This window comes from Halomonas sp. H5, assembly GCF_050613175.1.
Taxonomy (GTDB): domain Bacteria; phylum Pseudomonadota; class Gammaproteobacteria; order Pseudomonadales; family Halomonadaceae; genus Bisbaumannia; species Bisbaumannia salifodinae.
In genome coordinates this window covers 3,129,345-3,152,802 of sequence record NZ_CP192510.1, presented here as the reverse complement: position 1 = coordinate 3,152,802, position 23,458 = coordinate 3,129,345, and the positions used below count along the sequence as shown (strand labels likewise).

The following is a 23,458-nucleotide window of genomic DNA, read 5'->3' as shown; positions in this document are numbered from 1 at the left end:
GATGACGAAGGGGTGGCCATAGGCCACCCCTTCATCGTATTCCGGCGCGGAAGAGGACGATCAGTCCAGCCGCTCCAGGGCCGCGGCCAGGGTAGCGACGCTGCGCTCCACGTCGAGCAGCTTGTCGAGGCCGAACAGGCCGATGCGGAAGGTCTGGAAGTCATCCCCTTCGCCGCACTGCAGGGGCACCCCGGCGGCCACCTGCAGGCCGGCGGCCATGAACTTGGCGGCGATGCCGGCATCCTCGGTATAGCTCACCACCACCCCGGGGGCGGCGAAGCCCTCGGCGGCCACGCTGGCGAAGCCCCGGGTGGCCAGCAGCTCACGCACCCGGCGACCCAGCTCCCATTGGGCATCGCGCGCCCGCGCGAAGCCGACCCGCTCGGTCTCCTCCATGATATCGCGCAGGCGACGCAGGCCATCGGTGGGCAGGGTGGCATGGTAGGCATGGCCGCCCTGTTCATAGGCCTGCATGATGGCATGCCATTTGCCCAGGTCCATGGCGAAGCTGCTGCTGGTGGTGGCTTCCAGGCGCTCGCGGCCGCGCTCGGAGAGCATCACCATGGCGCAGCAGGGGGTGCCGCTCCAGCCCTTCTGGGGGGCGCTGATCAGCACGTCCACGCCGGTGGCCCGCATATCCACCCAGAGGGTACCGGAGGCGATGCAGTCCAGCACCAGCAGGCCGCCCACCCCATGCACCGCGTCGGCCAGGCGCTTGAGGTAGTCGTCCGGCAGCAGCATGCCGGAGGCGGTCTCCACGTGGGGGGCGAAGACCAGCGCCGGGCGTTCGGCGGCGATGCTGGCCTCCACCTCCTCGATGGGCGCTGGCGCGAAGGGCGCCTGGGCGCCTTCACCCTGGCGGCTGGCCTGGTGCACCAGCTCCCGGGAGGGGATATCGCCCATGGCGAAGATCTGGCTCCAGCGGTAGCTGAACCAGCCGTTGCGGATCACCATCACCGCCTGATTGGTGGCGAACTGGCGGGCCACCGACTCCATGCCGAAGGTGCCGCTCCCCGGCACGATCACCGCCGCCTCGGCGCCATAGACCCGCTTGAGGGTGGCGGAGAGGTCGGTCATCACCGTCTGGAAGGCGCGGGACATATGGTTGAGGGCACGGTCGGTATAGACCACCGAGTATTCCAGCAGACCATCGGGATCCACATCGGGCAGCAGGCCGGACATCGTTATCTCCTGGGTTCATGGGGACTGCTAGCCAGGATATTCGCTTCGCCGACTAACGGCTAGTACCGATGCCCGGGAGCCGGAGGGGGGAGCCCGGCTTCCGACGGTCGGGGCCGGCACTGAAAACATTTCATTTGCGCCCAGGGAAACTCTGGGCCACACTCCAAGAGGTGTTAAAAAACACCGTTCTTTAATGGAGGTGGTCATGAGATTTCTTGTTGCCGCATCTGCCGCCGCCCTGCTGGCGGCAGGGGCCTTCGCTACCACGGCTCAGGCCAATCAGCATGGCTTCTATCCCCAGGGATACGTGGGGGGCGATGTCATGTTCTGGGACCTCGACCCCAAGGGGGCTTCCTCGGCCAATGACGTGGGCCTGCGTCTGCGGGGCGGCGTGCAGTTGAACGACTACTTCGCCGTCGAGGGGCACTTGGGCACCGGAGGCTCCGATACCGTGCAGGGCGTCGAGGCCGAGCTCGACTATCTGGTCGGCGGCTTCGCCAAGGGCATCCTGCCGATCTCCCAGGAGTTCCGGCTCTATGGCCTGCTGGGCTACTCCGAGGTGGATTTCGATTTCTCGCCGGGCGGCAGTGCCCGGGATGATGGCTTCTCCTACGGGGCCGGTGCCGAATTCGAAGTCGCGCCCAACCTCTCCGTGGGGGCCGATTATATTCGTTACCTCGACAAGTCCGATGCCAATGTCGATGCCGCCAGCGTTGGCGTGCGTTACCAGTTCTAACCCTTGTCTGCCACGACTGACGCCTCCGCCCTCGGCGGGGGCGTCGTCGTTTCTGAAGCACCATCCTGGTGCAAGGCCGCGGTGACCGGGGAGGGGCGGAAAGTCCCCCAGGGACTTGGGCTGCGGGGCCGGACAAGGGAGGTTGGCACGGGCCCTGCAGGGTAAACCCTATCCTTGCCATGCAGGTGTCGCCATGTCCTCCATTCGTTTGCTCCCGGATACGCCGTCTCGGCTGCTATTCACCGATCTGGATGGCTCGCTGCTCGATCATCACGACTATGACTGGTCGCCGGCCCGCCCCTGGCTGACGCGGCTCAAGCACCTGGGCATACCGGTGATCCCGGTGACCAGCAAGACCCGCCACGAGCTGCTGCCGCTGCGCCGTGCCTTGGGTCTCGCGGAGGCCCCCTTCGTGGCCGAGAATGGCGCCCTGGTGGGCCTGCCTCCCGCCTGGTGCCATGCGCGCCTGGAGCGCGATCCGGACCCGGATGGCCTGGTGATCAAGTCGCTGGGGGTGGATATCGGCTTTATCCGCCAGCGCCTGGCGATCTGGCGCCATCGCCTGGACGCGCGTTTTACCCCCCTGAGCGAGCTGCCCCTCGACGAGCTGGTGGCCTGCACCGGGCTCAGCGAACCCGAGGCGCGGCTGGCGCGGCGGCGCGAGGGCAGCGAGCCACTGCTCTGGCAAGGCGACGAGGCCGGCCTCGAGGCCCTGCGCGACGGCCTCGCCGGCGATGGCCTGCGGCTGGTGCGTGGCGGGCGCTTCTGGCATGTGACGGGCGCCTGCCACAAGGGCGAGGCGGTACGCTGGCTGGTGCGGCGCTATACCGCCCTGAGAGGGCATCGACCCCTGACCCTGGCGCTGGGCGACGGGCCCAATGACATTCCCATGCTCGAGGCGGTGGACCAGGCGGTACTGATCCGTGGGCACCATGATCGGCCGGTCGCCCCCGCCCAGCCGGCCCTCTATCGCAGTCGTGTTGCCGGGCCCGCCGGCTGGGCCGAGGGGGTGGCCCACTGGTGGGGGCGAGACGGACACCGGGGCGAGTCGGCCCTGAGCAACCCGGCCGGGCAAGGGGAGGCGATGGCATGAGCGACTTCTACCAGAATGGCATCGTCACCGACTTCCATAACCTGACCCGCCGCCCGGTGGCGGCGCTGGAGGCCGAGCTGGTCGATTTCTCCCGGCGCCGGCCGATGAGCCTGATCCTGCCGTCGCTCTACTCCGAGCTGGAGGGGCCGGCACTGGCGGGGATCGTCGAGGAACTCGCCCGGGTGCCCTACCTGGCCGAGGTGGTGATCGGCCTGGATCGGGCCGACCGCGAGCAGTTCCTGCACGCCCGGGAGTTCTTCGCGCGCCTGCCCCAGCCCCATCGTATCCTGTGGAACGACGGCCCGCGGCTGCGGGCCTTGGACGCCGAGCTGGAGGCCCAGGGGCTCTCGCCCCGCTTGCCCGGCAAGGGGCGCAATGTGTGGTTCTGCAGCGGCTTCGTGCAGGCCTCGGGCCGTGGCGCCGTGGTGGGGCTGCACGACTGCGATATCCTCACCTATGATCGCGGGCTGCTGGCACGCCTGTTCTACCCGGTGGCGCACCCCCACTTCAACTACGAGTTCTGCAAGGGGTACTACCCCCGCCTCGCCGAGGGCAAGCTCAACGGCCGGGTATCGCGACTGCTGGTCACCCCGCTGCTGCGCGCCCTCAAGCGGATCCATGGCCCCTTGCCCTACCTGGAGTACCTGGACAGCTATCGCTACCCGCTCTCCGGCGAGTTCGCCATGCGCGCCGAGGTGCTCGACTCCCTGCGTATCCCCGCCGACTGGGGGCTGGAGATCGGCGTGCTCTCCGAGCTGCACCGCAATCACTCCACCAAGCGCCTCTGCCAGGTGGACCTGGCCGACGCCTACGACCACAAGCATCAGCCGGTCTCCGAGGCGGACGCCTCCTCTGGGCTCAACCGCATGAGCCTGGATATCGCCAAGGCGCTCTACCGCAAGCTGGCGACCCAGGGGGTGACCTTCAGCGCCGAGGGCTTCCGTACGATCAAGGCCACCTACTACCGGCTGGCCCTGGACCTGATCGAATCCTATGCCCACGACGCCGAGATGAACGGCCTGCGTCTCGACCGCCACGCCGAGGAGCGCGCCGTGGAGCTGTTCGCCGCCAACCTGCTCGAGGCCGGCAGCGCCTTCCTCGATAACCCTCGGGAGCGCCCCTTTATCCCCAGCTGGAATCGCGTACGGGCGGCCATTCCAGACCTGCCGGCGCGGCTCCACGCCGCCGTGGAGGCCGATAACGCCCCCTCCGAGGAGCTATAAGCCATAAGTTGGAAGTTGGAAGTCATCCTGGATTTTACGCCGGGGGAAGGTGTCAAGGTTTTCTTCAAGCTTCCAATCGCGAAGCGCCGCTCTTCCAGCTTCAAGCTCCCGGCGAAGCCGGGTACGGCTTCTTCGCCAGCCATAGGCTGCGGTAGGGCGCCAGGCTCTCCATCGGCGCCCAGGGCGCCTCCTCCAGCAGGTCGTACCAGTCGCCTTCCGCCAGCGCCGCCAGGGCCAGCGGCTGGCGCTTGTCGGTGACGTTATGGATCGCCAGCAGGCGGCGTCCGTCGGCCAAGGGACCGCGCTGGAGCACCAGCAGCTGTGGCGGGGCGGGCAGTACCCGCTGGGGGGCGTCCGGGTGAAAGCAGGGTTCCCGGCGTCGCACCGCCAGGCGGCGCTTGAGCGCCAGGAAGACCCCGCGGGTCGGGGTGTTGCGGCTGTCGAGCAGCTCCTCGAGCTCGTCGAGTCGCCAGCGGCGGCGGTTGATGGAGCGCAGCCGGCCGCTGCGCTCGACCCCCTCCAGGTCGTTGAGGGTGCCGGTCAGGCAGTGCAGGTAGAGGGCCGGGATGCCCCGCAGGGCCAGCATCAGGTGCTGGCTGCACAGGAAGCGCTCCATCTGCCAGGGATCGGCGCCGCGCCGGGTGCCCTTCATGGCATCGAACCAGGTGATATTGATCTCGTAGGGGCTGTCGCGGCCATCGGGTTGGCGACGCATGCTGACGAAGCCGCCGAAGCGGTGCATCAGTTCCAGCAGCGCCTCGATCTCGTGGGGCGGCAGCCAGCCCTCCAGGGGGCGCACGCCGATGCCATCGTGGCTGGCGGTGAAGTTCAGGTAGCCGCAGCCCGGCGGCAGCTCGGGCAGGCTCTCGAGCCAGTTGGCCAGGGTGGTGGCATCGCCGCCGGTCAGGGTGTGCAGCAGCAGCGGCGGCAGGGTGAACTGGTAGACCAGATGGGACTCGTCGGGCTCGTCCCCCTCGGCCAGCCGCTCCAGTCCCCCGGCTGAAAGCCGTTCAAGGCCCAGGTAGCTGAGGTTCTCCCGGTGGGGCACATTGGTCTCGGTGAGCAGCAGGGTGCCGGGCGCCACATGGTCGACCACGGCACGCAGCAGGCGCACCACCTCATGGGTCTGGGGCAGATGGATGCAGGGGCTGCCGACTTCCTTCCACAGGTAGGCGATGGCGTCGAGACGCACGATCCGTGCGCCCTGCGCGAGATAGAAGAGCAGGATGCCGATAAATTCCAGCAGCACGTCGGGGTTGGCGAAGTTCAGGTCGATCTGGTCCTCGGAGAAGGTCGCCCAGAGGTGGCGGGTGCCGCGGCGGGTGGCCACCGGCACCAGCAGTGGCGTGCTGCGAGGGCGTACCACCGCCGAGAGGTCGTTGTCGGGATCCATCTCGATAAAGTAGTCGCGCCCCGGCTGGCTGCCGGTCAGGTAGTCGACGAACCACAGTGACTCCCGGGAGACGTGGTTGAGCACCAGGTCCACCGCCAGGTCATGCGTCGCGGCCAACTGGCGAATATGCGACCAGTCCCCCAACTGGGGGGCCACCTCCCGATAGTGGATCACCGAGAAGCCGTCGTCGCTGCTCCAGGGGAAGAAGGGCAGCACATGCACCCCGCTGAAGGCATTATCCAGCCGCGTTTCCAGGAACTCATCCAGCACCGCCAGGGGCGGTCGGTCGTCGTCCAGCAGGCTGTCGCCATAGGCGATCAGCCACTGGTCACGCTCGCTCCATAGCGGCGATCCCGCCTCACGGCGGTGCATCGCCGGGGGGCGATGCGCCAGCAGGGTCAACAGGCGCCGGTGGACCTCGTCGGCGCGCGGGCCATAGAGGACGGCCAGATGCCGGTGTGCCCGCTCGCGGAAGGCCTCGAGGTCGAGGGGCGTGGTGAGGGAAGGGGTAAAGGCAGGGGATTCCATGGGCTGACCACCGTGCTGTCCGCTTTCCCTGAGTATGCAGGGGGCGTGCCAGGGGACGGGGATGACAGACCCGGAGTCATCACGCCGGCCCTGGGGCCGGCGTGATCGTGTCAGGTGGATGGTGGAGGCGTCACACCTCCTGGTAGAGCTCGCTGCCCTTGTTGCGGAACTTCTCCGCTTGTTCCTCCATGCCTTTCATGACGGCTTCCTGGTCGCCGTCGAGGCCATGCTCGCTGGCGTAGTCGCGCACCTCCTGGCTGATCTTCATGGAGCAGAACTTGGGCCCGCACATGGAGCAGAAGTGGGCCACCTTGGCGGAGTCCTTGGGCAGGGTCTCGTCGTGGTACTCGCGCGCGGTGTCCGGGTCGAGGCCGAGGTTGAACTGGTCCTCCCAGCGGAACTCGAAGCGCGCCTTGGACAGGGCGTTGTCGCGACGCTGGGCGGCCGGGTGGCCCTTGGCCAGGTCGGCGGCGTGGGCGGCGATCTTGTAGGTGATGATGCCGGTCTTGACGTCGTCCTTGTTGGGCAGGCCCAGGTGTTCCTTGGGGGTCACGTAGCAGAGCATGGCGCAGCCGTACCAGCCGATCATCGCCGCGCCGATGCCGGAGGTGATGTGGTCATAGCCGGGGGCGATATCGGTGACCAGCGGCCCCAGGGTGTAGAAGGGCGCCTCGTCGCAGTACTCGAGCTGCTTATCCATGTTCTCTTTCACGAGGTGCATGGGCACATGGCCGGGGCCCTCGATCATCACCTGGACGTCGTGCTTCCAGGCGATATGGGTCAGCTCGCCGAGGGTCTCGAGCTCGGCCATCTGCGCCTCGTCGTTGGCGTCGGCCACCGAGCCGGGGCGCAGGCCGTCACCCAGCGAGAAGGCGACATCGTAGCGCTTGCAGATCTCGCAGATTTCCTCGAAGTGGGTGTAGAGGAAGCTCTCCCGGTGATGGTAGAGGCACCACTTGGCCATGATCGAGCCGCCGCGGGAGACGATGCCGGTGACCCGCTTGGCGGTCAGCGGCACATAGCGCAGCAGTACGCCGGCGTGGATGGTGAAGTAGTCCACGCCCTGCTCGGCCTGCTCGATCAGGGTGTCGCGGAACACCTCCCAGGTGAGATCCTCGGCCACGCCCTTGACCTTCTCCAGGGCCTGGTAGATCGGCACGGTGCCGATCGGCACCGGGGCGTTGCGGATGATCCACTCGCGGGTCTCGTGGATGTTCTGCCCGGTGGAGAGGTCCATGATGGTGTCGGCGCCCCAACGGATGCCCCAGGTCATCTTGTCGACCTCCTCCTCGATGGAGGAGGTCACCGCCGAGTTGCCCAGGTTGCCGTTGATCTTCACCAGGAAGTTGCGGCCGATGATCATCGGCTCGGACTCCGGGTGATTGATATTGTTGGGGATGATCGCTCTGCCTGCCGCGACCTCGGCACGCACGAATTCCGGGGTGATCTCCTCGGGCAGCCGCGCGCCATGGCCCTGGCCCGGGTGCTGGTGGCCGAGGATCCGTTCCACCTCCGCCGTGCCCAGCGCCTGGCGGCGCTGGTTCTCGCGCAGGGCGATAAACTCCATCTCCGGGGTGATGATGCCCTGGCGGGCGTAGTGGAGCTGGGTGACGTTTCCTGCCCGGCCATCTTTTGTAGGGAGTGCGCGGCGCGGGGTGCGGGTCAGGTCGAAGCGCAGCTGGGCCAGGGTCGGGTCATTGGCGCGACGCTGCCCGTACTCGCTGGTCGGCCCATCGAGGAACTCGGTGTCGCCGCGTTCCTCGATCCAGGCGCGGCGCAGCTCGGGGAGACCCTGGCGCAGGTCGATTTGGGCCTGCGGGTCGGTATAGGGGCCGGAAGTATCGTAGACCAGCAGCGGCGGGTTCTCCTCATCGGCGCCGGAGGTCCTGGTGGGCGAGAGGCTGATCTCGCGGAAGGGCACGCGGATATCCGGGCGCGAGCCTTCGACGTAGACCTTGCGCGAGCCGGGCAGCGGCTGGACGGCGGCCGCGTCGACCCGGGCGGTCTCGGCGAGGAAATGGGCGGTCTTGCTCATGGTGTTCTCCCTAGGGTTGTCGGGGTCTTGTCAGGGAGGACAGCTGGGGAGGACAGGGGCGGCCGGGCAGGGGTGGCCCGGCGGCGTGTCGCTTGATCCCTACGCTGGTCCTAGCCAGTTCAGGTTCAACGGGATCCATGCTCGAGCGCTGCATGATCTCAGCCGTCATCAACGGCACCCCGTCAAGCGTGGTGGTCGGGCGATACCGGGGTATCGCGGTCAAGCGCGCCGTCCTGACCAGGAACGACACGCGATACTCTCTCTAGGCTCGGCTCGGGTGAGTCGAGCGCCGGATCAACTCGACTATCACCTGGGAAAATCGCTTAGTCCGCGCGATCCAGGCCCATCTGCCAGAAGTCGATCTCGAGCCGCGTGGCATCGCGGAATACCGTGGCCAGTTCCTCGAAGCGCCGCGGCGTGACCTCCGCCAGGCGCCCATTCAGCCAGGCGATCTCGTCGCGCATGGCGGCCTGGAAGTCGTCGCCGGCGTACATGGCGACCCAGGCGTCATAGGGGTTGGCGGGGCCGCGCACCGTGAAGGACTGGGCGGCCAGCCACTGGGCGATCTCGCCATAGCCCACCAGGCAGGGGGCCAGGGCCACATGCAGGTCGAGGAGGTCACCGCGGTTGCCGGTATCCAGTACATAGCGGGTATAGGCCAGGGTCGCCTTGGCCTCCGGCAGGGCGGCGAGCACCGCCTCGTCGATGCCCCAGTCGCGGCAGAAGTCGATATGCAGCTGCAGCTCCACGTCGAGGATGGTCTTGAGGCCGGCATGGGCATGGCGCAGGTCGGAAAGCGTCCGGCTCTTGTAGGCGGCCAGGGCATAGGCCCGGGAGAAGTGGATCAGGAACAGGTAGTCCTGCTTCAGGTAGTGGCGGAAGGCCCCGGTCTCCAGGGTGCCGGCGCCCAGCTGGCGCACGAAGTCGTGCTCGATATAGGCGCGCCAGTCGTGATGGCAGGCACCCTTGAGATCGTCGAAAGCGTAGCCCATGCAACCTCCGGTGGTGGGATCCGGAGTGGGGCGAAAGGGGGGGAGGGCAGTAGCCGGATAGGCGAGGGCCCGCCTGATTCCCTACGCCGGTTCATATGGGCGCCGCAGCGCACCATTCACCCGGATCAGGTTCTACGGGATCGACGCTCGGTGGCAACCCTGTGGTCCGCCCACCCGCGCCATCTCAGCCGGTCTACCGGCACCCCGTCAAGCGTTGGGCCTAGTCTAGCAGCTTGGCAGAGAGTTACCAGGCGGTTTTGTGGAAATATTTTCCATTTTTCAAAATGGGCTAGTAGAGGCGAAAGGAGGGGTGGTCGGGATGCCCCTGCTGCTCCTCGATCACCTTGCGATAGCGCTTGTACTCCCACTGGTACTGGGCCGGCTCCAGGGCGATGGCGGCCTCCACGCTGGCGTTGACGCCGGCGGCGGAGATCGCCTCGTCCGGGTCATGGACGCGCTCGTCGGCGGCCAGGAAGTGGATCTCGAAGCCGCGCCCGGGGCGTCGGAGGGCCACCCCGGTGACCACTTGGGCCCGGGTACGCGCCACCAGCTTGGGCAGCAGGGTGGCGGTATAGGCCGGGCGCCCGTAGAAGGGGGCGAAGACGCCGCTGCCCCAGTCCGGCTCCTGGTCGGGGAGGATGCCTACCGCCTCGCCGCGCTTGAGGGCCTTGAGCAGGGCCGCCACGCCGCGCGGGTTGGTGGGCACCAGGCTCGCCCCCATGCGCTCGCGGCCCCCGCGGATCACCGGGTCCAGGTCGGGGATCTTGGGGGGCTCGTACATGGCGGTGAAGGGGAAGTGCCCGGAGAGCCAGAAGTTGAGCACCTCCCAGTTGCCGAAGTGGGGGGCCAGCACGATCACCCCCTGGCCGGAGGCGCGGGCCTCGTCGAGCAACTCGCGGCCATGCACGGCGAGGATCGACGCCTCCACCCGCTCGGGGGGCGCCATCCAGGCGAAGCCCAGCTCCAGCATGGTGGCGGTGGAGTGGGTCAGGCTGGCCCGGGCCAGGCGGCGCCGCGACGCGCCGTCCCGGCCGGGGTAGACCTCGCCCAGGTTGATCTCGGTGACCTCCCGCTCGCGACGGCTGAAGCGGTGCACCAGGGGGCCGGCGATGCGCGCCAGGCGCCACAGGGTGGTCAGTCGCCGACCGGCCAGGCGGCGCCATAGGGTGGCGATGGCCCGGGCCTGGTATCGATGCTTGGCCTCACTCATGACCTAGATCAGCCAGGTGTCCACATTGAGCGGGGCGCGCTTCTCCTGGAGCCCCTTGAAGCCCTTGACGCAGCGGATGATCATCCACACCGCCAGGACCAGCATCAGCAGGAAGCCGATGCCGATCAGCGCCAATACCAGGCAGATCAGGCCATAGACCACGCCGATCCAGAAGGTGCGGATCTGATAGCGGTAGTGCTCGTCGAGCCACTGGGGGCCCTTGCCGCGGTAGATATAGGCGATCACCAGGCCGACGATGCCGGTGAAGCCGACCACGAAACTGGCCAGGAAGAGGGCATAGACCACCATGGCCATGGTGGTGTCCGGGGCCTGGCTCTGCTCGGCCACCAGGGTGTCGTCGTTGTGCGGGTCGTTCATCACTCATCATCCTTGGGAAGACACATCGGCCGCCCATGATACCCGGCCGGCGAGCCATTGCCATCAGGTGGCGGGGCGGCAGATCTCCAGCAGGTTACCCTCCGGGTCGCGCAGATAGAGCGCCTCGACGGGGCCCGAGGCGCCCAGGCCCGGCACCGGGCCCTGTTCCAGGGGCACGCCCAGCACCTCCAGATGGCGCTGCACTTCGTCCAGGGGCAGGCGGCTGCGCAGACACAGCGCCTGGCTGCCCGGCGTCGGATAGGTGGCCTGGGGAGCCTCGACCCGGGCCGGGTCGAGCAGCCGCAGGGCCAGGCCATCCAGCAGCAGGTCGACCCGACCGGTGTCCCGATAGCGCACCTCCAGACCCAGCACGCGACTGTAGAAATCCACGGCGCGGGGCAGGTCGGAAACCGGAATCAACAGATGATCGAGGGCGGCAAGCATGGGGTAATGACTCCTGAGGGGGTGTCAGCGGGCGCCAAAGCGGGTAGCCTTGGCGCCGCCGTTGACCAAAAGCATACGATGATGAAGCCCTCCCTGTCCTCTCCCGACGCCGGTTCGCCTCCCCGCACCTCGCCTGACTCCTGTCCGCTGTGTGGTGCCGACGGGGCCGTGCATTTCCACCGGGATGCCCATCGCGACTATTATCGCTGCCCGCGCTGCGCCCTGGTGCATGTGCCCGCGGCGAGCCACCTTCCCTCCGAGGCGGAGCGGACGGTCTATGACCAGCACGAGAACTCGCCTCTGGATCCGGGCTACCGGCGCTTCCTGGGGCGGCTCTTTATCCCCTTGCAGGCGCGGCTCGCCCCCGGCGCCCAGGGCCTCGATTTCGGCGCCGGCCCCGGCCCGACCCTCTCGGTGATGTTCGAGGAGGCGGGGCACCCCATGGCCATCTACGATCCCTTCTATGCGCCGCATCCCGAGGTGCTGGAGCGGCGCTACGACTTTATTACCGCTACCGAGGTGGTGGAGCATCTCTTCGCCCCGGGCCATGAGCTCGAGCGCCTGGCGAGTCGACTGAGGCCCGGTGGCTGGCTGGGGCTGATGACCAAACGGGTGACCTCGAAGGAGGCCTTCGTCGGCTGGCACTATATCCTCGACCCCACCCATGTCTGCTTCTTCAGCGAGGCGACCTTCCACTGGCTCGCGAGGCACCTCGGCATGCGCGTGGAATTCCCCGCCGCCGATGTGGTGCTGCTGCAGAAGCCCGACCTCGAGGCGTAAGCGAAGGCGCCGGCGAGGTTTGGTGGCTGGTTCGATAACATCGCGTTATTGAAGTAAAAATCCGCCGAAAATCGGCGAAAATGGCTTGGCGTTCCGGTATCCTGGGCGTATAGTCGCCACGCGATTTTCTGGCCAGGCCGTTCCAGCATGGCCGCGCACCTCCTATTCTATCTCCCTGGTTCGCTTTCTCGTTGCGAGGCTTCGCTTATGTCGCGGCAGTTGTTGGCCATGGCGCTGGCGCCCTTGCTGGGGCTCTTTATCCTCGGCATCGGCAATGGCTTCCTGTCGACCCTGATTACCCTGCGCCTGGATGGCGCCGGCTATTCGGCGCTGGTCATCGGCTGGGTGTCGTCGGCCTACTTTATCGGCCTGGCCCTGGGCGCCCTGTTCAATGACCGCCTGCTGCTGCGCATCGGCCATATTCGCGCCTACGGCGGCTTCGCCTCCCTGGTGGCGGTCACCGTGCTGCTGCAGTCCCTGTGGCTCGACCCCTACGCCTGGTTCGTGCTGCGCTTGATCGGCGGCTGGGCCACGGTGGGGGTCTTCCTGGTGATCGAGAGCTGGCTGCTGGCCGCCGCCGACCCCAAGGTGCGTGGACGCCTGCTGGCACTCTATATGATTGCCCTCTATGCCGCCGGGGTGATCGGCCAACTGCTGTTGGGCGTCACCGACGCCGCCGGCGAGATGGTGCCTTTCGTGGTGATCGGCCTGCTGGCCTCCCTGTCGGTGCTGCCCATGGCGATGATTCCTCGGGTCTCGCCGCTGATCGAGCATGCCGAGCCGCTGCCGCCCCACCGCCTGATCACCATCACCCCCACCGGGGTGATGGGCAGTTTTGGCTCCGGCCTGGCGGTGGCCGCGGTCTACACCCTGCTGCCCCTCTACCTGCAGCGCAGTGGCCTCGGCGTCGACCGGGTGGGGCAGATGATGGCGGTGATGATCCTCGGCGCCATGCTGCTCCAGTACCCCATCGGCCGCTGCTCCGATCGCCACGACCGCCAGCAGGTGCTGATCCTGATCGGCGCCTGCTGCGCGCTGATCTCCCTGGGCATTCTGGTGCTGCCCGGCGAGCCCTGGATCCTGGCCGGGCTGCTGTTCTTCCTCGGTGGCGGCGTCTTCGCCCTCTACCCGGTGGCGGTCAGTCACGCCGCCGACCGGGCCCCCGCCGGCGCCCTGGTGCGCATGAGCCAGGGCCTGCTGCTGATCAATGCCATCGGCTCGACCCTGAGCCCGCCGCTGATCACCCCGGTGATGACGGCGCTGGGCGACGGCGGCCTGTTCTGGTCGCTGGGTGGCCTGGGCGTCTTCCTGGTGCTCTTCTTCTCCTGGCGTCGCCGCGTGCGCCCGGCGCCGCTGCCGGTGGCGCCCTTCGTGGCCACCACGCCCCAGTCGGTGGTGGGGGCCGAGCTCAGCATCACCGAGGAGCTGGTACAGGGCGCCCTGGAGCACGAGCATGTGGAGGACCTCTCCGAGGTGGTGCCCGACGTGGACGTGGCCGAGCCCCTGGTCGGCCCGCCCCGGGAGGAGGACGACCATATCGAATACTTCGATACGGAGGCCGAGGCGGGCACGCCCCGGGACGGCCCGGTCCCCGACGAGGCCCGCCCCTCTTCCATCGGCTAAGCCACAAGCCCACGGCGCCCGAGACCCAGGATCTCGGGCGTTTTGCATGGAGGCCAGGGGCCGTTCTCGATAGACAGCGGGCCGTCTCGACAAAGGGGGGATTGCCGACCAACCAAGCGTTCGCTAGGGTTGGTCGGCAGGTATCGACAACAAGACATCACCGTCCCAGGAGCCACCATGAGCGAGCAACTGATCGAAGTCGTCGACCAGGCGGGCATCGTCACCCTGACCATCAACCGCCCCAAGGCCCTCAATGCCCTCAATAGCGCCGTCTTGACCGAGCTGGATCGTCTGCTGGGCGAGCTCCAGGCCCGCGAGGGCCTGCGCGCGGTGCTGATCACCGGGGCCGGCGAGAAGGCCTTCGTGGCCGGCGCCGATATCGCCGAGATGCGCGACAAGACCCCGGAGGAGGCGCGGCGCTTCGCGCGTCAGGCGCTGGCCACCTTCAAGCGCCTGGAGGCCCTGCCGGTGCCCACGGTGGCCCTGGTCAACGGCTTCTGCCTGGGCGGCGGCTGCGAGCTGGCCCTGGCCTGCGACTGGGCGGTGGCCAGCGACAACGCCATCTTCGGCCAGCCCGAGGTGCTCTTGGGGGTGATCCCCGGCTTCGGCGGCACCCAGCGCCTGCCGCGTCGGGTCGGTCCGTCCATGGCGCTCGACCTGTGTACCACCGGGCGCAAGGTCGATGCCGCCGAGGCGCTGCGCATCGGCCTGGTCAACCGGGTCATGGCCCAGAGCGAGCTGCCGGCCTATGTGGAGGAACTGACGAAGCAGCTGGGCGGCAATGGCCCGGCCGCGGTGCGCGCCGCCAAGCAGGCCATTCACGACGGCATGGATCAGGACCTGGAGAGCGCCCTGGCCCTGGAGACCAGCCTCTTCGCGTTGTGCTTCGCCGGTGACGAGCAGTGCGAGGGCATGAGCGCCTTCGTCGACAAGCGCAAGCCCAACTTCTAACTCCCGAGTCGGCGACAGATGACGACGGCCAGGGTCCCGGGACCCTGGCCGTCGTGTTTTTCGAGAGCGGGGCTCGCGAGTGGTTCAGGCGTAGGCGCCGGCCGAGTAGGTCAGCTCGTAGCTGTGGCTGTAGATCTCCAGGATATTGCCGAAGGGATCCTCCATATAGACCATGCGGTAGGGCTTCTCGCCGGGGAAGTACTGGCGTACCGGCATGCGCTGCTTGCCGCCGGCGGCGACGATCTTCTCGGCCAGGCCCTCCACGTCCGGGTCCTGGACACAGAAATGGAAGACGCCGCTCTTCCAGTACTCGAAGTTGTTATCCGGGCGCTGGGCGTTGGCGAACTCGAAGATCTCCACGCCGATGCGGTCGCCGGTGGAGAGGTGGGCGATGCGGAAGGAGCCCCAGCCGGCCCCGAAAACATCGGTGCACATCACGCTGATGGCCGAGTCGTCTTCGTTGAGGGTGGTGGGCGGCCTGATCAGCCCCGGCAGCATCGGCCTTGCCCTCTATCTCGAACTCCTCGACCTGCAACGGGCCAGCCCGGGGCTGGTGGTTCGCCATCGCTTCGCTTCCGACAGCGAGGTGCTCGACGGCGTACTGCACAATCGCTACGAACTGGGCCTGGTGACGCTGCGCCCCGACGACCCGCGGTTGGCTGCCAGCCTGTTCGCCGAGGAGCCGCTGGAGCTGGTGGTGCCGGCCGGGGACGGGGGAGAGGCCTGGGCCGACCTCGAGCGCCTGGGCTTTATCGACCATCCGGATGGTCAGGCCATGGCCACCCGGCTGCTGAGCCGACGCTTTCCCGGGCATCCCGGCATTCGCCACCTGCCATTGCGCGGCTTCAGCAATCAGATCGGCCTGCTCCTCGAGCCGGTGGCTCGGGGCCTGGGCTTCACCGTGATCCCGCGTTATGCCCGCCAGGCCTTCGCTCGGCAGGAGGTGATCCGGGTGGTGGCGGGCGGGGAGCCAGTGGTGGATACCCTGTGGTTGATCCACCGCGCCGAATGGCCGCTGTCGAGCCGGGCGCGACGGGCCGTGGATCATCTGCGTGCGAGGATCTCCCCGGCCGTTGAGCCGCAGTGATACTGTCGGGGCCAGGAAGGTTGGGGCCGCTCGTCTCACATGGTGAACAGCCTGGCCTCTGTCCTCGAGGGCCTTGAACTCCAGGACGTTGTCGCAGGGAGCGAGCAGACAGGTGGTGGTCTGCTCGCTGACTGTGTTGGCCGAGCGCCAAGCCGATTCAGAACTCCATCCGGACTCCCACGTCGATCTGGTAGTGGCTGTAGCCACTCCGGCCTTCGACGCTCTCGAGGAAAACATAGGCGGCGCGCCCCTGTGCCATCTGGGCCGTGAGCCCGACCCCCAGGTTCAGGTAGGTACGATCCGGGGAGTCGGTGCGTAGCGAGAAGGTCGTGTTGGTGGGATCTTCCTGGAACTGGGCGTGAATCAGGCGGCTGCGGTCGCTGAACTCATGCTCGAGGCCGAGGCGACCGCTGTAGTGCATGACGCCCCAGGACTGGCTGGAGGCATAGGCAAGCTGGACGGCGGCTTCCGCCGTCGTTGACTCGATGGTCTGGCCGTCGATATGGAGTAATGCACCCGCTCCCAGGTTGTCGGGATGGCTGGGGCGTTCGGTGTAGGCGTCGATTTCCGTTCGGAGATGGTCGAAGCTAGCCTGGTAACTGGTCGTCCAGGGGCCGTTGGAGCGGTCGTAACCGGCATTCAGCCCCAGGCCATACTCGTTGCCCTTGGGCCGGGCCAGGGCGCTCTGGTTACCGATCGGCTCACTGAAGACGGTACGCACCGTGTCATAGCGGTTGCGTCCCAGAGTGGCGATACCCTCGACATAGAACGCATCGCCCAGGAAGCGGGTGCCATACAGGGACAGGCTATAACCGTCTACATCGACGCCCCCAGCATTGTCGTGCAGATCCGTGTCGGTGCGAGTCAGGCCGATGGCGGCGCCGACGACGGCGTCTGGGGTGAGACGATAGTCTGCGCCGGCAGTGAGGCCATAGCCGCGGCGGCGGAACCCCGGTTCCCCACTGGTGGTGTCACGGCGGCTTTGTGTCACCATGCCATTGACGAAGAACCCCCATTGGCTGAACGCCAGAATATCGCTATCGCTGCTGGCGCCACCGCCGAGCAGGTTGCTGTATAGGGAGGGCGGGGCCTGGCCGTCCTGCATGGAGAGGCTGAGGCCGCGGGTACTCACGCCGCTGACGCCGGCACGTAATTCGCTCATGCGACTGGAGACGTTATCCATTTGTTGGCGCAGGGTCTGCATGCTGACGCGGCCCTGCGCGGCCACTTCATCGGGAGCCAGGCCATCATAGTAGTTGGTACCGGCATTCGGGTCTGCCGCCGCCGCTTCACAGACGTCGATAAGGTCATCCTGTCGGGACGTCCGCTCTCCCTCCGGAATCTGGCGCACGGCTTGGCAGGCGTTCTGCACGGTGCGTGCGACCTCCTGCTGGCGTGCCGTCAGATCGTCCTGGGTGGGCTCCTCTTCCTGGGTAGGCTCCTCATCCTGGGTAGGCTCCTCTTCCTGGGTAGGCTCCTCTTCCTGGGTAGGCTCCTCTTCCTGGGTGGGCTCCTCTTCCTGGGTGGGCTCCTCTTCCTGTTCTTGTCCCTGAGCGCTGGGAGGCAGGGCCAGACTAAAGAGGAGAATGGCCAGGGCACCGGTACCGGCTACAACAAGGTGAAAGGGCAGATGGCGTTCGGAATGGTTGCCGACAACTGGCTTGCTTCCGTCCTTCGGGGTATTTGACTGGACCACGGCGTTCCCTCCCTTCCCCTTGCTAAGGCACTCCGGTTCGAGTCGGCTTGTCCACCGTCCGCCCCTTGCAGGCGACGCCACCCGGCAAGCGATCGATTCTTATGACTTATCCGATTTGAGACTAGTCACGGCTTCTGGGCCCTGCAACCGGCGCTCGCAGGCGGCCATGCATATTGCTCGGGGCTCGACTAGACTGCCAGTCAAGCGGATTCGGCACCTCGGCTCGCACGGGAAAGGCAGGGAATGATGAGTGAGCAGCAGCATCTCCGGCTCACCGGCCACTACTCCAATGACTTCCGCATCCTGCGTTTCTCGGGGGAAGAGGAGCTCGGCCGGCTATTCGATTTCACGGTGGAACTCCTGGCAACCTCCGAGGATATTGCCTTTCCCGACGTGCTTGGCGGCAAGCTTACCCTGTGTATCGAGCTGGAAGAGGGCGAGCGCTATTTCGATGGTTGTGTGGTGGGCTTTTCCCAGGTCGGGCGGCGTGGCAGGTATGCGCTCTACCACGCACGGCTGCGCCCCTGGTTCTGGTATTTCAGCCTGACGCGGGATTGCCGCATCTTTCAGAATCAGAGCGTTCCGGAAATTATCCAGGCGCTGTTCTCGGAACACGGCCAGTCGGATTACGAAGATGCCCTGTCCCAGGACTACGAGTCCCGGGAATACTGCGTTCAGTACCGCGAGAGCGACTTCGACTTCCTGAGTCGCCTGATGGAAGAGGAAGGCATCTATTACTTCTTCCGCCACTCCGAGGGCAAGCATGTCCTGGTGTTGTCGGATGCCCCCGTTTCCCATGAACGCATTCCGGAATGCGACGAAGTGGACTTCCTGTCGCCGGGATCGGAAAGGGGCCGGGCCCAGGACCATGTCTGGGACTGGTGGTTGGGGCAGCAGATTCAGACCGAGCTCTTCGCCCTGCGCGATTTCGACTTCGAGAACCCACGCAATCCGCCGGAAGCGAAGGAGTCCCGCCCCCAGGAGCACCAGGCAGGTAGTTACGAGGCCTACGACTACCCGGGCCGGTTTATCCAGTCTTCCCCCTTGGGCAGCCACCGGGCGGCCGTTCGCAGCGACGAGAGCCAGGCGCAGTTCGAGTGCGTCAAGGCCATGGGCAACCTGCGGGCAATCATCTGTGGAGGGCTGTTCGCGCTGAAGGGGTATCCCCGTGAGGACCAGAACCGCGAGTACCTGGTCACCGGCAGCAGTGTCGACGCCCGCGCCGCGGAATACGAGGCCACCGCCGAGGCCGAGGAAGCCTCCTTTCGTTGCACCTTTACTGCCATCGACAGTGGTGTCTGTTTCCGGCCGGCACGCGTGACTCCACGCCCGGTGGTACAAGGGTTGCAGACGGCCATCGTGGTGGGCAAGTCGGGCGAGGAGATCTGGACCGACCAGTATGGCCGGGTCAAATGCCAGTTCCACTGGGATCGGCAGGGGGCCAAGGACGAGAACAGCTCCTGCTGGGTACGCGTCTCCCAGGCCTGGGCCGGGAGTGGCTGGGGAGCGATGTTCGTGCCACGCATCGGCCAGGAGGTCATCGTCGCCTTTCTGGAAGGGGATCCCGACCGGCCGATCATCGTCGGCCGGGTCTACAACGCCGACTGCATGCCGCCGTTTGGCCTGCCCGACAATGCCATGGTCGGCGGAGTCAAGTCGAACTCCACGCCGGGTGGTGGGGGCTACAACGAGATCTCGATGAACGATACGGCGGGCGAGGAACTGCTGCATGTCCATGCCCAGAAGGATCAGGACACCGTCGTCGAGAACGACGAACAGCATGCCGTGGGCCATGATCGCACCCGCTCCGTGGGCAACGACGAGCAGACCAGCATCGGCAATAATCGCAGCGAGACCGTGGGCAGCAATGAAACGATCCAGATCGGCGTGAACCGCACCGAGACCGTGGGGGGGAATGAAGCCGTCAGCATCGCCCAGAATCGCACGCATACGATCAGCGGCAACGATGTGCTCAACATTACCATGACCCGTACCCAGTCCGTGGGTATCAACGACATGGTCAACGTGGGGGGGGCCCAGGAGACGAACGTCGGGGGCCTCCGTTCGGTGATCGTCGGCGGGCTGCAGAGTACGGCGGTGGGCGCCAGCCTGAGTGAGGCGGTGGCACTCAATCGTGATGAGAGGGTCGGCGGCAGCCGCTCCAGTACGGTAGGTGACGACGATTCCCTCAGCGTCGGCAAGGGCTTGACCATCGAGGCCGGCGACCAGGTCGTCATCCGCTCCGGCAAGTCCAGCATTACCCTGAAGAAGGATGGCTCCGTCACCATCGAAGGCAAGGACATCACCATCAAGGGCTCCGGCGGCATCAACATCAAGGCCGGCAAGGACGTGGTGATCAAGGGCAAGAAGGTACTGCAGAACTGATCGGGAAACACCGGCAAGGAGACTCATCATGGCCGACGATCTCGCGGAAATCGTTCCGCGGCAGCATACCCCGACATGCAAGGAGCGAATCGATGGCGTCGTCATTGGCCTCCTCGTCGGCTTCGATGACAGCGGATACCCCCTGGTGACCTACCCCGGCAATGACAGCGACGTCGGAACGCCTGCCCGCAGCACCACCGACCTCGGAGCCGAGGATATTGGCCGGGAACTGGCCTTGATGTTCGAGAATGGTGACCCGGCGTATCCACTGGTCCTGGGACGTATGCACCGCCCCGCTGGGGCACCTGCGCGAGGTGGGGTGATCGCCGAGAGCGATGGCAAGCGCCTGGAGCTGCGGGCGGACCAGGAGATCGTGCTGCGCTGCGGGCGCGCCAGCATCACCCTGACCCGGGCCGGCAAGATCCTGCTTCGCGGAGCCTATCTGCTGAGCCGGTCCTCGGGAGTGAACCGCGTCAAGGGTGGCTCGGTGCAGATCAACTGACGGGTAGCGTGCCATGGAGCTGATCAATGCCACCGGGATGCAGGCCGGCTACACGCTGGGCATGGAGCCCAGCGGCCGGGAGCATCTGGTGGTGGTCATCAAGGGGACCTTCGAGTTTCCGCACCGCGACGAGGCGCCGCGGCTGGCCGAGGATCAGCTGCCCCTGGTCACGGCGGATACCTTCACCGGGGAGCCGGGGGCCTCGGCGCCGATATTCGAGACCGACTACGTCCCCTGGAAACCCCGCTGCGATGTGCTGCTGCACGGCAGTGCCCATGCCCCGGAGGGGCGCCCGGCGGCGCATGTACCGGTGGGGCTGCAGGTGGCGGGCATGACCAAGCATCTCCAGGTGGTCGGTGAGCGCACCTGGCAGGCCGGCCTCATCGCCATCAGCCCGGGGCCACCCCGGCCCTTCACCCGCATGGCCATCACCTATGATCGGGCCTTCGGTGGCATCGATGACTGCCATCCGGATGCCAGCAAGCACGCGGCGTACCTGGCCAATCCCGTGGGCAAGGGCTATCACCGCAAGCTCAAGGCGGCGCTTATCGACGGCACCCCCATGCCCAACACCGAGGAAACGGATCACCCCGTCAAGATGCCCAACCGGGACTATCGCCCCATGGCTTTTGGCCCGCTGGGGCGTGGCTGGCAACCGCGGCTCGGCTATGCCGGCACCTACGACCAGCACTGGCTGGACGAGGTGTTTCCCTTCCTGCCGGAAGACTTCCAGGATGCCCACTACCAGGCCGCCCCGGCGGATCAGCAGATTCCCTATCCGAGCGGCGGCGAGCCCGTTCAGTTGCTCAACCTGACGCCCGAGGGGCGCATTGCCTTCCGGTTGCCCGAGGTGGAGGTTCCGGTGGTCTTCTTCCGCAAGAGAGGCGAGCGTCACGAGACCCATGCGGTGATCGACACCATCGTGCTGCTGCCGGATGCCGGCCTGTTCACCCTGAGCTGGCGTGCCAGCCTCCCGTTGCGCCGGAACCTCTTCGAGATTCCCCAGGTGCTGGCGGGACGCATGTCCCGTGGCTGGTGGCGCGCCCGTGAGCTGGGCAAGGAGTACCACGCCTCGCTGGCCTCCGTGGTCCGCGCCAAGCGCTCCGGCGAGATGGGAGAAGGGCCATGAGCGCACCGGCACTGGCGATCCTGGGCACGGGCATGGTCACCGGCGTGGGGTTGACGGCCCCGGCCGCCTGCGCCGCCATTCGTTGCGCCATCGACAATTTCCAGGAGACCCGCTTCATGGATGCCGGCGGCGAGTGGATCCTGGGCTGCGAAGTTCCCCTGGAGCAGCCGTGGCGGGGCCGAGTCAAGCTGGTGAAGATGCTGGCCATGGCCCTGCAGGAGTGCCTGGATGGCGTGCCGGAGCTGGACCCGGCGGCGACGCCTCTGCTGTTGGGGATCGCCGAGACGTCTCGTCCCGGTCGCCTCGAGGGACTCGACGATGCCCTGATTCCCGAGGTGGAAGCGGAGCTCGGCCTGCGTTTCCATCCTCAGTCACGGGTCATCGCCGGCGGACGCATCGCGGTGGCGGTGGGGCTGTGGCGAGCCCGCGAACTGCTCGCCACCCGAGCCGTCGACCGGGTCATCGTGGCGGGGGGCGATGGCCTACTGATGGCACCGACCCTCGCCGCCTATGAGGCCCGCGACCGGCTGCTGACCAGCCAGAATTCCAACGGCTTTATTCCCGGCGAAGCGGCCGCAGCCCTCGTCGTCGAGCTGGCGCGCCCCAGCGAGGCACCGCAGCTGCTGTGCATGGGCCTGGGCTTCGGCACCGAGCCGGCACACGTGGAGGCCGAGGATCGGCCCCTGAGGGCGGATGGCCTGGTGGCGGCGATCCGCGGCGCCCTGGCCGAGGTGGGGACCACCCTGGCGGCCACGGACTTCCGCATCACCGACGTCTCCGGCGAGCAGTATGGCTTCAAGGAAGCCGCCCTGGCGTTGGGCCGCTTGTTGCGGGAGCGCAAGGCGGAATACGACATCTGGCATCCCGCAGACTGCATCGGCGAGGTGGGTGCTGCCATCGGCGGCGTGATGCTTGGCGTCACCCGCGCCGCCGTCACCCAGGCCTACTCTCCGGGCAACCATGTGCTCGCCCACTTCGGCAACGATGATGGCCGCCGCGCCGCCGCCATCCTGAGCTACCAGCCGGTGAGGGCTTCCTGATGGCCAACGATGTCTTCGCCAATGGCCGTGAGATCTCCTGCAAGGCTGCCGACGGAAAAGCCATTGCCGCCTTTCCCGATGTCTGCATGACACCCCCGGAAAACCCGACCACCCCGCCCGGTGTGCCGGTGCCATATCCCAATACCGGCATGGCGAAGGATGCGACCAGCGGCAGCAAGAGCGTCAAGATCTCCAGGAAGGAGGTGATGCTCAAGAACAAGTCCTATTTCAAGAAAAGCACCGGTGACGAGGCAGGAAGTGCCACCAAGAAAGGCGTAGTGACGAGCAAGAATCGTGGGAAGGTATATTTCACGGCCTGGTCGATGGATGTGAAGTTCGAGGGGGAGAACGTTGTTCGACATCTGGACATGACCACGCATAATCACGCATCAACACCGGGAAATTCCCCTCCCTGGTGCTACATTGACTCTATGACGTTGGCCCAAAAGAAGGATTGCAAGGAAGACAAGAAGGAGGAAGAAGAAGCGTGTTCAAAAGACGGGACATCTCGTGGCGATGAAACCCAATACAAGAGCGCCGAAGAATGTTGTGACGATGAAGATTGCAAAAAGGCGCGCAATTGTATGCTTGTCCCATACGGCGGCTCAGGCTCGCCAAATTGTTGCCCCGGTGTGACAGGGCATCACTTGCTTCCTAACTCTCTTCTGCAGGGGAAGCGCGGCGATAGCAGTACGAATGTCGTTGGACTAAAGAAGGCCGGGGATAATGCGTATACTGTAAATAAAGGTGCCTGTGTCTGCGTCAAGGGAAGCGGTAGCTCTGGTGACCACGGAAAGCTGCATGACAAGTCGAAGGAAAAGCTGCGCGGGATCTTGGAGGCCGGCGAGCATCTGGATTACGACACGGCTAAAGAAAAAGTTGTCGAGGCTCATAATGAGACGTTCCCGCAATGTAGCAAGGCATGTACGGATGCACAGATCGAAGCATCACTCAAGAAATCCAAGACCGGTAGTGAGATTAAGGTGCGTCAGAAGGATGGGATAACTCGAAAGAATTTTGATCGCTATACAGATGGGGATTTGGACTAGCA

Annotated in this window: 20 protein-coding genes, 1 pseudogene and 2 riboswitches; of the genes and pseudogenes, 12 read left to right on the top strand and 9 right to left on the bottom strand. The window is 66.3% G+C overall.

The features are described from left to right. Positions 1-60: 60 nt before the first annotated feature. Entirely contained in the window at positions 61-1,182 is a 1,122-nt protein-coding gene (locus ACQ1W9_RS14540) for an alanine--glyoxylate aminotransferase family protein (protein WP_431024014.1), read from the bottom strand. Between the two features lie 205 nt (positions 1,183-1,387). On the opposite strand from ACQ1W9_RS14540, the gene ACQ1W9_RS14535 reads away from it, so the two are divergent. The 3 genes from ACQ1W9_RS14535 (at position 1,388) to ACQ1W9_RS14525 (ending at position 4,234) form a co-directional block, all read left to right on the top strand. Next, positions 1,388-1,918 carry a porin family protein gene (locus ACQ1W9_RS14535; protein ID WP_431024013.1) on the top strand — a complete coding sequence of 177 codons (531 nt, stop codon included), beginning with the start codon at positions 1,388-1,390 and terminating at the stop codon, positions 1,916-1,918. 193 nt (positions 1,919-2,111) lie between these two features. Further along, a complete protein-coding gene (locus ACQ1W9_RS14530; protein WP_431024012.1) occupies positions 2,112-3,011 on the top strand; it encodes an HAD-IIB family hydrolase in 900 nt (299 codons plus the stop codon). Next, positions 3,008-4,234, top strand: a complete 1,227-nt coding sequence (locus tag ACQ1W9_RS14525; RefSeq protein WP_431024011.1) for a glycosyl transferase — start codon at positions 3,008-3,010, stop codon at positions 4,232-4,234. Before ACQ1W9_RS14530 ends, ACQ1W9_RS14525 begins: the two co-directional genes overlap by 4 nt. 100 nt (positions 4,235-4,334) lie before the next feature. Here the strand turns inward: ACQ1W9_RS14525 and ACQ1W9_RS14520 are convergent, their stop codons facing one another. From ACQ1W9_RS14520 to ACQ1W9_RS14495, 6 genes are all read right to left on the bottom strand, one after another. After that, positions 4,335-6,155 (bottom strand): sugar phosphorylase, encoded by a 1,821-nt coding sequence (locus ACQ1W9_RS14520; protein ID WP_431024010.1) that lies wholly within the window; start codon positions 6,153-6,155, stop codon positions 4,335-4,337. 130 nt (positions 6,156-6,285) lie between these two features. Continuing rightward, positions 6,286-8,190, bottom strand: coding sequence for a phosphomethylpyrimidine synthase ThiC (thiC, locus tag ACQ1W9_RS14515; protein WP_431024009.1), 1,905 nt, complete (start codon positions 8,188-8,190; stop codon positions 6,286-6,288). 79 nt (positions 8,191-8,269) lie between these two features. Next, positions 8,270-8,382: riboswitch (TPP riboswitch) on the bottom strand. Positions 8,383-8,513: 131 nt separating this feature from the next. Beyond that, positions 8,514-9,182, bottom strand: coding sequence for a thiaminase II (gene tenA / locus ACQ1W9_RS14510; protein WP_431024008.1), 669 nt, complete (start codon positions 9,180-9,182; stop codon positions 8,514-8,516). 60 nt (positions 9,183-9,242) lie between these two features. Beyond that, positions 9,243-9,399, bottom strand: a riboswitch (TPP riboswitch). A gap of 72 nt (positions 9,400-9,471) precedes the next feature. Next, positions 9,472-10,392 (bottom strand): lysophospholipid acyltransferase family protein, encoded by a 921-nt coding sequence (locus ACQ1W9_RS14505; protein ID WP_431024007.1) that lies wholly within the window; start codon positions 10,390-10,392, stop codon positions 9,472-9,474. A gap of 3 nt (positions 10,393-10,395) precedes the next feature. After that, positions 10,396-10,770, bottom strand: a complete 375-nt coding sequence (locus ACQ1W9_RS14500) for a DUF4870 family protein (RefSeq protein ID WP_431024006.1) — start codon at positions 10,768-10,770, stop codon at positions 10,396-10,398. 63 nt (positions 10,771-10,833) lie between these two features. Next, positions 10,834-11,214 (bottom strand): VOC family protein, encoded by a 381-nt coding sequence (locus ACQ1W9_RS14495; RefSeq protein ID WP_431024005.1) that lies wholly within the window; start codon positions 11,212-11,214, stop codon positions 10,834-10,836. An 81-nt stretch (positions 11,215-11,295) separates the two neighbouring features. Between ACQ1W9_RS14495 and ACQ1W9_RS14490 the strand changes: the two genes are divergently transcribed. From ACQ1W9_RS14490 to ACQ1W9_RS14480, 3 genes are all read left to right on the top strand, one after another. After that, on the top strand, positions 11,296-11,994 hold the full coding sequence (locus ACQ1W9_RS14490) for a class I SAM-dependent methyltransferase (protein WP_431026453.1): 699 nt from the start codon (positions 11,296-11,298) through the stop codon (positions 11,992-11,994). Between the two features lie 207 nt (positions 11,995-12,201). Further along, positions 12,202-13,617, top strand: coding sequence for an MFS transporter (locus tag ACQ1W9_RS14485; protein WP_431024004.1), 1,416 nt, complete (start codon positions 12,202-12,204; stop codon positions 13,615-13,617). A 177-nt stretch (positions 13,618-13,794) separates the two neighbouring features. Next, positions 13,795-14,568, top strand: a complete 774-nt coding sequence (locus tag ACQ1W9_RS14480; RefSeq protein WP_431024003.1) for an enoyl-CoA hydratase-related protein — start codon at positions 13,795-13,797, stop codon at positions 14,566-14,568. An 84-nt stretch (positions 14,569-14,652) separates the two neighbouring features. Here ACQ1W9_RS14480 and ACQ1W9_RS14475 read toward each other — a convergent pair. Continuing rightward, positions 14,653-15,054: pseudogene (locus ACQ1W9_RS14475) on the bottom strand (VOC family protein); the annotation flags it as partial. Here ACQ1W9_RS14475 and ACQ1W9_RS14470 point away from each other — a divergent pair. Beyond that, the gene (locus ACQ1W9_RS14470; protein ID WP_431024002.1) at positions 14,960-15,655 is read left to right on the top strand and encodes a LysR family transcriptional regulator substrate-binding protein; all 696 of its coding nucleotides are present in this window, start codon (positions 14,960-14,962) and stop codon (positions 15,653-15,655) included. The pseudogene ACQ1W9_RS14475 and the gene ACQ1W9_RS14470 overlap by 95 nt on opposite strands. Positions 15,656-15,812: 157 nt before the next feature. Here ACQ1W9_RS14470 and ACQ1W9_RS14465 read toward each other — a convergent pair whose 3' ends face one another. Further along, entirely contained in the window at positions 15,813-17,351 is a 1,539-nt protein-coding gene (locus tag ACQ1W9_RS14465) for an autotransporter outer membrane beta-barrel domain-containing protein (protein WP_431024001.1), read from the bottom strand. Between the two features lie 243 nt (positions 17,352-17,594). Between ACQ1W9_RS14465 and ACQ1W9_RS14460 the strand changes: the two genes are divergently transcribed. The 5 genes from ACQ1W9_RS14460 to ACQ1W9_RS14440 are packed head-to-tail and all read left to right on the top strand — an operon-like array spanning position 17,595 to position 23,456. Then, on the top strand, positions 17,595-19,736 hold the full coding sequence (locus ACQ1W9_RS14460) for a type VI secretion system Vgr family protein (protein WP_431024000.1): 2,142 nt from the start codon (positions 17,595-17,597) through the stop codon (positions 19,734-19,736). A 28-nt stretch (positions 19,737-19,764) separates the two neighbouring features. Continuing rightward, on the top strand, positions 19,765-20,238 hold the full coding sequence (locus tag ACQ1W9_RS14455; RefSeq protein ID WP_431023999.1) for a DUF6484 domain-containing protein: 474 nt from the start codon (positions 19,765-19,767) through the stop codon (positions 20,236-20,238). A gap of 13 nt (positions 20,239-20,251) precedes the next feature. Continuing rightward, positions 20,252-21,367, top strand: coding sequence for a DUF2169 family type VI secretion system accessory protein (locus tag ACQ1W9_RS14450; protein ID WP_431023998.1), 1,116 nt, complete (start codon positions 20,252-20,254; stop codon positions 21,365-21,367). Next, positions 21,364-22,407 (top strand): hypothetical protein, encoded by a 1,044-nt coding sequence (locus ACQ1W9_RS14445; RefSeq protein ID WP_431023997.1) that lies wholly within the window; start codon positions 21,364-21,366, stop codon positions 22,405-22,407. The genes ACQ1W9_RS14450 and ACQ1W9_RS14445 overlap by 4 nt, the downstream gene beginning before the upstream one ends. Continuing rightward, positions 22,407-23,456 carry a DUF4150 domain-containing protein gene (locus tag ACQ1W9_RS14440; RefSeq protein WP_431023996.1) on the top strand — a complete coding sequence of 350 codons (1,050 nt, stop codon included), beginning with the start codon at positions 22,407-22,409 and terminating at the stop codon, positions 23,454-23,456. The genes ACQ1W9_RS14445 and ACQ1W9_RS14440 overlap by 1 nt, the downstream gene beginning before the upstream one ends. Positions 23,457-23,458 lie beyond the last annotated feature (2 nt).